10 protein-coding genes are annotated in these 8,143 nt (G+C 77.0%); 4 read left to right on the top strand and 6 right to left on the bottom strand.

Annotated features, from left to right (window positions below; translation table 11 throughout):
- The 4 genes from GTR00_RS09355 to aroC form a co-directional block, all read left to right on the top strand.
- Window positions 1-393 (top strand): LysR substrate-binding domain-containing protein (locus GTR00_RS09355; protein ID WP_240899742.1); only part of this gene is annotated, 393 nt, incomplete at its 5' end.
- Window positions 394-504: 111 nt separating this feature from the next.
- Window positions 505-849 carry a bifunctional 3-phenylpropionate/cinnamic acid dioxygenase ferredoxin subunit gene (locus tag GTR00_RS09360; protein WP_166611359.1) on the top strand — a complete coding sequence of 115 codons (345 nt, stop codon included), beginning with the start codon at window positions 505-507 and terminating at the stop codon, window positions 847-849.
- 65 nt (window positions 850-914) lie between these two features.
- A complete protein-coding gene (locus GTR00_RS09365; protein WP_166611360.1) occupies window positions 915-1,400 on the top strand; it encodes an Lrp/AsnC family transcriptional regulator in 486 nt (161 codons plus the stop codon).
- A gap of 75 nt (window positions 1,401-1,475) precedes the next feature.
- Complete coding sequence (aroC, locus tag GTR00_RS09370; RefSeq protein WP_323132358.1) at window positions 1,476-2,777, top strand: chorismate synthase; 1,302 nt, start codon at window positions 1,476-1,478, stop codon at window positions 2,775-2,777.
- A 57-nt stretch (window positions 2,778-2,834) separates the two neighbouring features.
- Here aroC and GTR00_RS09375 read toward each other — a convergent pair whose 3' ends face one another.
- From GTR00_RS09375 to GTR00_RS09400, 6 genes are all read right to left on the bottom strand, one after another.
- Window positions 2,835-4,337: a M20/M25/M40 family metallo-hydrolase gene (locus GTR00_RS09375; RefSeq protein ID WP_166611361.1), complete on the bottom strand. Its 1,503-nt coding sequence runs from the start codon at window positions 4,335-4,337 to the stop codon at window positions 2,835-2,837.
- 131 nt (window positions 4,338-4,468) lie between these two features.
- The gene (locus GTR00_RS09380) at window positions 4,469-4,708 is read right to left on the bottom strand and encodes a hypothetical protein (protein WP_166611362.1); all 240 of its coding nucleotides are present in this window, start codon (window positions 4,706-4,708) and stop codon (window positions 4,469-4,471) included.
- An 8-nt stretch (window positions 4,709-4,716) separates the two neighbouring features.
- Window positions 4,717-5,178 (bottom strand): GNAT family N-acetyltransferase, encoded by a 462-nt coding sequence (locus GTR00_RS09385; protein ID WP_166611363.1) that lies wholly within the window; start codon window positions 5,176-5,178, stop codon window positions 4,717-4,719.
- Complete coding sequence (locus tag GTR00_RS09390) at window positions 5,175-6,461, bottom strand: adenylosuccinate synthase (protein WP_166611364.1); 1,287 nt, start codon at window positions 6,459-6,461, stop codon at window positions 5,175-5,177. Before GTR00_RS09390 ends, GTR00_RS09385 begins: the two co-directional genes overlap by 4 nt.
- Window positions 6,462-6,608: 147 nt before the next feature.
- Window positions 6,609-7,691, bottom strand: a complete 1,083-nt coding sequence (locus GTR00_RS09395) for an NAD(P)/FAD-dependent oxidoreductase (RefSeq protein WP_166611365.1) — start codon at window positions 7,689-7,691, stop codon at window positions 6,609-6,611.
- Window positions 7,688-8,113, bottom strand: coding sequence for a DUF3151 domain-containing protein (locus GTR00_RS09400; protein WP_166611366.1), 426 nt, complete (start codon window positions 8,111-8,113; stop codon window positions 7,688-7,690). Before GTR00_RS09400 ends, GTR00_RS09395 begins: the two co-directional genes overlap by 4 nt.
- Window positions 8,114-8,143 lie beyond the last annotated feature (30 nt).

Below are 8,143 nucleotides of genomic sequence, written 5' to 3' on the forward strand. Positions count from 1 at the left end.
GCCCCGCCGGGACGTGCGGGGCGGGCCGGGCGTGCGGGGCCGGCGGGCACGATCGAGCTGGCCCGGCTGTGCGAGCACCCGCTGGTGTGCCCGCCGCGCGGCGGCGGGGTCCGCACCGTGCTGGAGGAGGCGTGCGCGCGCGCCGGGCTGGTGCCGCGGGTGGCCGTGGAGGCCGGGGCACCGGCGACGGCGGTGGAGCTGGCCGCCGCCGGCCTAGGGGCGGCCGTGGTGCCGTCCTCGCTGGCGGGCGGGCTGGACCCGCACCGCTTCCGGGTGCTGCGCGTGGTGCGCCCGAAGCTGGTGGCCCGGGTGCAGCTCGTGCGCCGCGACGGCGCACCGCTGTCGCCGGCGGTGCGGGAGTCCTGGCGGGCCGCGGGTGCCGCCGGTGCGTGAGGGCGGGTGCCGCCGGTGCGCGGGGGCGCCGCCCCGCACCGGTGCGCCGGTGCCGGTCCGGCACACTGGGCGCGTCCGCACCCGCACCACCCGCCGCAGGAGGCCCGCGCCGTGAGCGAGACCAGCCCGTCCGGACCGGTCGCCGTCTGCCCCGTCGAGGCCCTGCCCGAGGGCGAGGTCGTGCGCTACGACGGCCCCGGCGTCGGCGCCCCGATCTCCGTCTTCCACGTCGACGGCGAGCTGTACGCCATCGACGACACCTGCACCCACGCCCGGGAGTCCCTGGCCGACGGGTGGGTGGAGGACTGCGCGGTGGAGTGCCCGCGGCACGCCTCGGCGTTCGACCTGCGCACCGGCGAGCCCTCCGGCCCGCCGGCGGTCCGCCCGGTGCGCACGCACCGCGTGGAGGTCGCCGACGGCCAGGTCGTGGTCCACGTGGGCACCCCGCGGGGCTGAGCACCGGGAACCTGCACAGCCCCGGCGCGACGGGGTGGGCACAATGACCGCTCCCGCACCGCCGGATGCGCGAGGATGTGCCGGTGCGCCGCCTCGACACCATCGACGCCCGGATCCTGCTCGCGCTGGACGAAGACCCCCGCGCGACCGTCCTGGGCCTGTCGCGACTGCTCGGCCTCGCCCGCGGCACGGTGCAGGCGCACCTGGAACGCCTGGAGTCCGACGGGGTGCTGCACCGCTTCTCCCGGCGCCTGGCACCGGCCGCGCTCGGCTTCTCCGTCTCCGCGTTCGTCATGGTGGAGATCCACCAGGGTCAGCAGGAGGACACCCTGCGGGCGCTGCGCGAGACCCCCGAGGTGCTGGAGGTGCACGGCATCACCGGTGACGGCGACCTGATGTGCCGGGTCGTCGCCCGCGACGCCGACGACCTGTACCGGGTGGGCCAGGACGTGCTGTCCATCCCCGGGGTGGTGCGCACCCGCACGTCCCTGGCGATGCGCGAGCTGGTGCCGTACCGCATCGACCCGCTGCTCAGCGAACTGGCCGACTGACCCGGCAGGCCTCCGCCGACCGCCGCGCCGGGCGCGCGGACGGCGCCGCCGCCGGCGTGGGGCAGAATCGGCACCGTGTTGCGGTGGCTGACGGCAGGCGAGTCCCACGGTCCGGCGCTCGCGGGGATCCTCGAGGGCCTGCCGGCGGGCGTCGAGGTGAGCAGCGCGGACATCCGCGCCGCCCTCGCGCGCCGGCGGCTCGGGCACGGGCGCGGGGCCCGGATGGGCTTCGAGCAGGACGAGCTGGAGGTCATCGGCGGCATCCGCCACGGCCGCACCCAGGGCGGGCCGGTGGCGCTGCGCATCGGCAACAGCGAGTGGCCGCGCTGGCAGGAGGTCATGGCCGCCGACCCCGCCGACGCCGAGGGGCGCCGCTACGACGAGCCCGGCCGGCTGCCCGCCCGCGGGCGCTCGGCGCCGCTGACCCGCCCGCGCCCGGGCCACGCCGACCTGACCGGCATGCAGAAGTACGGCTTCGAGGACGCCCGCCCGGTGCTGGAGCGCGCCTCGGCGCGCGAGACCGCCACCCGCGTCGCGCTGGGCGAGGTGGCGCGCGCGTTCCTCGCCCAGGCCGCCGGGGTGGAGGTGCTCTCCCACGTGGTCTCCATCGGCACCGTGCAGGTGGCGCCGGGCACCCTGCCCGCCCGCGGCGCGCGCGACGCCGTGGACGCCGACCCGGTGCGCTGCGCCGACCCGGCCGCCAGCGCCCGCATGGTCGCCGAGGTCGACGAGGCCCACTCCGCCGGCGACACCCTCGGCGGTGTCGTGGAGGTCGTCGTGCACGGCCTGCCGCCGGGGCTGGGCTCGTACGTGCACTGGGACCGCAAGCTGGACGCGCGCCTGGCCGCGGCCCTCATGGGCATCCAGGCCATCAAGGGCGTGGAGGTCGGCGACGGCTTCGAGACGGCCCGGCGCCGCGGCTCGGCCGCGCACGACGAGATCGAGCGCACCGACGGCGGCGAGGGCCGCGAGGGCATGACCGTGCGCCGGCGCACCGACCGCGCCGGCGGCGTCGAGGGCGGCATGAGCAACGGCGAGGTGCTGCGGGTGCGCGCGGCGATGAAGCCGATCTCCACGGTGCCGCGCGCCCTGGACACCGTGGACACCGCCTCCGGCGAGGCCGCGCAGGCCATCGCCCAGCGCTCCGACGCGTGCGCGGTGCCCGCCGCGGGCGTGGTGGCCGAGGCGATGGTGGCGCTGGTGCTGGCCGACGCGCTGCTGGAGAAGTTCGGCGGCGACAGCGTCGAGCAGGTCCGGGCCAACGTGGCCGCCTACCTGGACGGGCTGACGATCCGCACGGCCGCCCAGGGGGGCGCCGCGCACGAGCCGACCGGGCAGGAGCCGAGCGTGCAGGAACCCGCCCCGCAGGGGGTCTGAACGCCGCTGCCGGTGCCCCGGCGCCCCCCGCGCGGGGGCACCGGGGCACCGGTGCGCTCAGGCGGCGTCGTCCGCCTGCGGCGCCTGGGCCGGGGTGGAGCGCGCCGCGCGGCTGAGGTCCTCGTAGAACCCCGTGCGGGTGCGCGCCAGGGTCAGCACGGCGTGGGCGGCGGCGTCGCCCAGGACGGCCAGCGACCTCGTGGAGACGTTGGCGATGGTGTCGCACGCCTGGTGGTAGCAGGCGTCGTACGCCTGCCCCGCCTGCCCGCCGTACAGCTCGGCCTGCTCCTCGGTCTTGACGCCCTCGGCGCCGCTGAACAGCCCGCCGGCGGGGATGCCGGCGGCGATGAACGGGCCGTAGTCCGAGCGGCCGCTGAAGGCGGTGGGCTCGGAGCCGCCGCGAGAGCTCAGGTAGCCGGTGAAGACGTCCTCGATCTGCGCGGAACCGGGCGGGGCGGGGCTGGACTCCTCCGCGGTGTCGGACAGGTCGCCGTCGTAGACGAACGGCACGAAGTTCGGCGAGCCGAGCATGTCGAAGTTCAGGTTCGCGTAGATCGACTGCAGCTCGGTGTCCGACAGGGACTGCACGTAGTGGGTGGAGCCGAGCAGGCCGGACTCCTCCGCGCCCCAGAACGCGAAGCGCAGGTGCTGGCGGTTCCGGCCGCCGAGCTGGGCGACCTGCTCGGCGATCTCCAGGACCGTCGCGACGCCGCTGCCGTTGTCGTTGATGCCCGGGCCCTCCAGGACGGAGTCGAGGTGGGCGCCGACCACGACGGTGCGCGAGCGGTCGCCGTCGGGCGCGTCGGCCAGGACGTTCCAGGTGGTGCGGTCCTCCAGCAGGGTCTCGACGTTCACCGCCAGCCGGACCTCCCCGGCGGTGGCGGCGGCCACGAGCTGCGCCCCGGCCGCCGCGCTGAGCCCGACGACGGGGATGCCGGTGCCCGGCTCGCCCAGCGTGCCGTTGAGGACCTCCTCGGGGTCCTCGACACCGGCGTTGACGATGACGGCGGCGACCGCGCCGGCCGCCTCCGCGTTGGCCGCCTTCACCGCGAACGTGCACGTCCCGCGCTGCAGCACGGCGACCGCGCCGTCGGGGAAGCCCGCGAAGTCGGACGTCTCGCAGCCGCTGGTGGAGGGCAGCGTGGCGGTGAAGTCCACGGCCTGCGCCACGGCCTCGACCCGGCCGTTGCCGGAGTAGGTGAAGGCGAGGGTGTCGTAGTCGACGGCCTCGGGGGCGGTCTGGGCCAGCGACGTCGGGGTGAGCTCCTGGAAGAACGGGAAGGTGAACTCCTGCAGCCGCACGTCGTACCCGGCGGCCAGCAGGGTCCGCTCGACGTAGCGCGCGGAGGCCTCGTAGCCGGGGGTGCCGGAGGCGCGGGTGCCGCCCTCGGCGTCGGCGGTGCGCTGCAGGACCCTGGCGTGGCCGAGGATCCCGTTGACGGTGACGGCGTCGCGCAGCCGCTGGGTGGGCACCCGGTCGACCGCGGCGGCGGGGGCCGCCGGGAGGACGAGGGCGCCGACGGCGAGCGCGGCGGTGGGGAGGAGGGTTGATCGACGCACGGCGACCTCCGTTGGTCGGTGTGGCGAGCGGGTGCGGCAGGCAGGCACAACGTAGCCACAGGCCCCCTTCAGGGGAACCCTCCGCGACCGCCTCGTCACTGCCCGCGGGTCGCTGCGCCCGCCCCGCCGCCTCAGCGCAGCGCCGCGTCGACCTCCGCCAGCACCAGCACCGCACCGGTCAGCCCGCCGCACTCGGCGACCCAGTCGCGCCGGCTCGGCAGCCCGTCGAGCTGCGCCTGCAGCCCGCGCCCGCCGTCGGCGAGCGCGTCGGCCACCACCTCCGGGGTCGTCCACCGCGCCAGCCGGCGCGCCACGCCGTCACCGGGGCGCCGGTGCGGCAGCACCCGCGCCCACTCCAGCACCTCGCTCACCCGGGCGGTCACAGGGCGCGGGGGGCTGCCCGCCGCATGGGCACGTGCGGGATGCCGTCCTCGTCGAAGGGCGGGCCGTCCACGACGAACCCGAAGCGGCCGTACCAGCCCTCCAGGTGCGCCTGGGCGTCCAGGACCACCTCGGCCTGCCCGGCGACCTCCAGGGCGCGGCGCATGAGGTCGGCGGCCACGCCGCGCCCGCGGGCCTCGGGGGCGGTGGCGACGCGGCCGATGCGGGCGTGCTCGCGGTCGCCGGGCTCGCGCAGCAGCCGCAGCGTGCCGGCGACGCGGCCGGCGGGGTCCTGCGCCCACAGCAGCAGCGCGCCGGGCTCGAGGTCGCGCCCGTCCAGCTCGGGGTAGGCGCACTCCTGCTCCACCACGAAGACGTCCACGCGCAGCTTGAGCAGCTCGTAGAGCACACGCGGCGGCACGTCGTCCAGCGCCGCCTCGTACAGCGGGATCGCGCTCATCCGAGCAGGTCGTGGCGCACGACGGTCTGCTCGCGGTCCGGGCCCACGCCCACGGCGGAGATCCGGGCGCCGGACAGCTCCTCCAGGGCCTCCACGTAGCGCTGGGCGTTCTTGGGCAGGTCCGCGAAGGACCGGGCCGCGGAGATGTCCTCGCTCCAGCCCTCGAAGTGCTCGTACACCGGGCTGGCGTGGTGGAAGTCGCTCTGCGACACCGGGATCTCGTCGTGGCGCACGCCGTCCACGTCGTAGGCCACGCACACCGGGATGCGCTCCCAGCCGCTGAGGGTGTCCAGCTTGGTGAGGACGAAGTCGGTGACGCCGTTGATGCGCGCGGTGTAGCGCGCCACGAGCGCGTCGTACCAGCCGGTGCGGCGCGGGCGGCCGGTGGTGGTGCCGTACTCCCCGCCGTCGCGGCGCAGCTTCTCGCCGTCGGCGTCGAGCAGCTCGGTGGGGAAGGGCCCCTCGCCCACGCGCGTGGTGTACGCCTTGACCACGGCGATGATGCGGTCCACGCGGTTCGGCGGCACGCCGGTGCCGGTGCACGCGCCGGCCGCGGTGGCGTTGGAGGAGGTCACGAACGGGTAGGTGCCGTGGTCGATGTCGAGCATCGTGGCCTGCCCGCCCTCGAACAGGACGATCTCGTCGCGGTCCAGGGCGCGGGTCAGCTCCAGGCTGACGTCGCGCACCATCGGCCGCAGCCGCTCCGCGTACGACAGCAGCGTCTCGACGGTCTCGCCCACCGAGACGGCGCGGCGGTTGTAGACCTTCACGAGAAGGTGGTTCTTCTGGTCGAGGGCGCCCTCGACCTTCTGCCGCAGGATGCTCTCGTCGAACAGGTCCTGCACGCGCACGCCGACGCGGTTGATCTTGTCGGCGTAGGTGGGGCCGATGCCGCGGCCCGTGGTGCCGATCTTGCGCTTGCCCAGGAAGCGCTCGGTGACCTGGTCCAGCACCCGGTGGTACGGGGCGATGACGTGCGCGGAGGCGGAGACCAGCAGCCGCGAGCAGTCCACGCCGCGGGCGGTCAGGGCGTCGATCTCCTCGAACAGCACGCGGGGGTCCACCACGACGCCGTTGCCGATCACGGGGGTGACGCCGGGGGTGAGGATGCCGGAGGGCAGCAGGTGCAGCGCGTACTTCTCGTCCCCGACGACGACCGTGTGCCCGGCGTTGTTGCCGCCGTTGAACTTCACGACGTAGTCCACGCGGGCGCCGAGGGCGTCGGTGGCCTTGCCCTTGCCCTCGTCCCCCCACTGGGCGCCGATGAGCACGATCGCGGGCATGACATCCCCTGCTTCCTGGAGCTTTCCTCGGTCCTGCGTGCACGTGGCCCGCCCCGCCCGGGCCGGGCCGGGCCGTCGCGGACCGCGCCGAGCTTACCGGCACGTCCCCGCCCCGGACCCCGCCCGCGCGGGGCGCGCCGCGACGCGTCAGGGTGCCAGGCGGCCCGCCAGCTCCCGGCCCAGCGCGGTGCCCGAGGCCCAGGCCGTCTCCACCTTGGAGGTGCGCCCCCAGGAGTCCCCGCACACCGCGATGCGGGTGGCCTCGTCCAGCCCGAAGGGCTCCTCGGCGTGCTGGCGGTACGGCTGGGCCAGCGACCAGCGGTGCGCGCGGTTCCAGGAGGGCACCGGCGTGGGCCGCCCGGCCAGCAGCGGCCCCAGCTCGGCCACCACGGGCGCCACCACGGCGACGGGGTCGTCGAGGTGGTCGGCGGACAGGTCCGGGGCGGTGTGCGCGACCAGGACCGGCGCGCCGTCGCCGCGGCGGGCGCCGTCGTCGGCGAGGAAGGTCAGCAGGTCGTTGTCGTTGACGAACGCGCCGTCGAAGTCCGGCCACCAGCGCTGCGGCCACGCCGCGTACACCGCGATGGAGGGCCGGTAGTGCCAGCGGGCCGAGACGTCCAGGCGGGTGGCGACCATGCGCGGCAGCAGGTCCGCGGCCTGCGGGTCCGGCATGGCCAGCACCACCGCCGCGGCCCGCCGGCCGTCCACGGCCGGCCCGTCGGCGCCGGCCTCGACGGTCTCCACGTCGGTGCCGCTCTCCAGCGGCACCGCGACCCCGCCCGGCGGGGCCAGCAGGTCGTCGACGAGGCTGCGCAGGCCCGCCGGGGCGCCCCAGCGCCACGGGCCGGTGGAGGTGGTCCCGTCCAGGCGGGCGCCGTCGGCGGCGCGGCCGCGCAGCACCGCGAAGGTGTCCGTCCAGCGCCGCGCCAGCCCGCGCGCCTCCCAGTCGGCGACCTGCCCGGCGAAGCCGGCGCCGGGGCCGCCCGCGGAGCCCTCGGAGACGGTGAAGTAGGAGGCGCCCAGGTCGGTGACGCGCACGCCCGCGGTGGTCTCCACGCGCCGCCCGCTCATCCGGCCGCCGGGGCGGCGGCCGCGGTCCAGCAGGCGCACCGGCACGCCGGCGTCGGTGAGCACCCGCGCGCACGCGGCCCCGGCGATGCCGGCGCCCACGACGACGACCGGCGCGCCCGTGGCGGCCGGGCCGGGGCCGTCCCCCGCGGGGGCGCTCACGGCAGCAGCTCGGTGACCGCCGCGGGGTCGCAGTCGCGCAGGAAGTCCCGGCAGCGGGTGGCCTCGACGTCCTCGCCGATCGCCTCCGCCGCCCGCTGCAGCGCGGCCAGCGCGCGCAGGAAGCCGCGGTTGGGCGCGTGCGCGTACGGCACCGGCCCGTGCCCGCGCCAGCCGGCGCGGCGCAGCGCGTCCAGGCCGCGGTGGTAGCCGGTGCGGGCGAAGGCGTAGGCGGTGACGACCTGCTCCTCGCCCCCGGTGCCCAGGGCGCGCTCGGCGAGCAGCGCCCACGGCAGCGAGGCGGCCGGGTGCGCGGCGGCGACGGCGGCCGGGTCGGCGCCGCCGGCCAGCTGCTCGTCGACCTCGGGGTGCGCGGGCAGGTGGGTGGGCGGCGGTCCGCCCAGCAGGTTCGTGCCGGTGGCCAACGGGGGCTCCTCTCGGGGGGTGCTCAGGGG

The organism is Kineococcus indalonis (assembly GCF_009906395.1).
Lineage (GTDB): Bacteria > Actinomycetota > Actinomycetes > Actinomycetales > Kineococcaceae > Kineococcus > Kineococcus indalonis.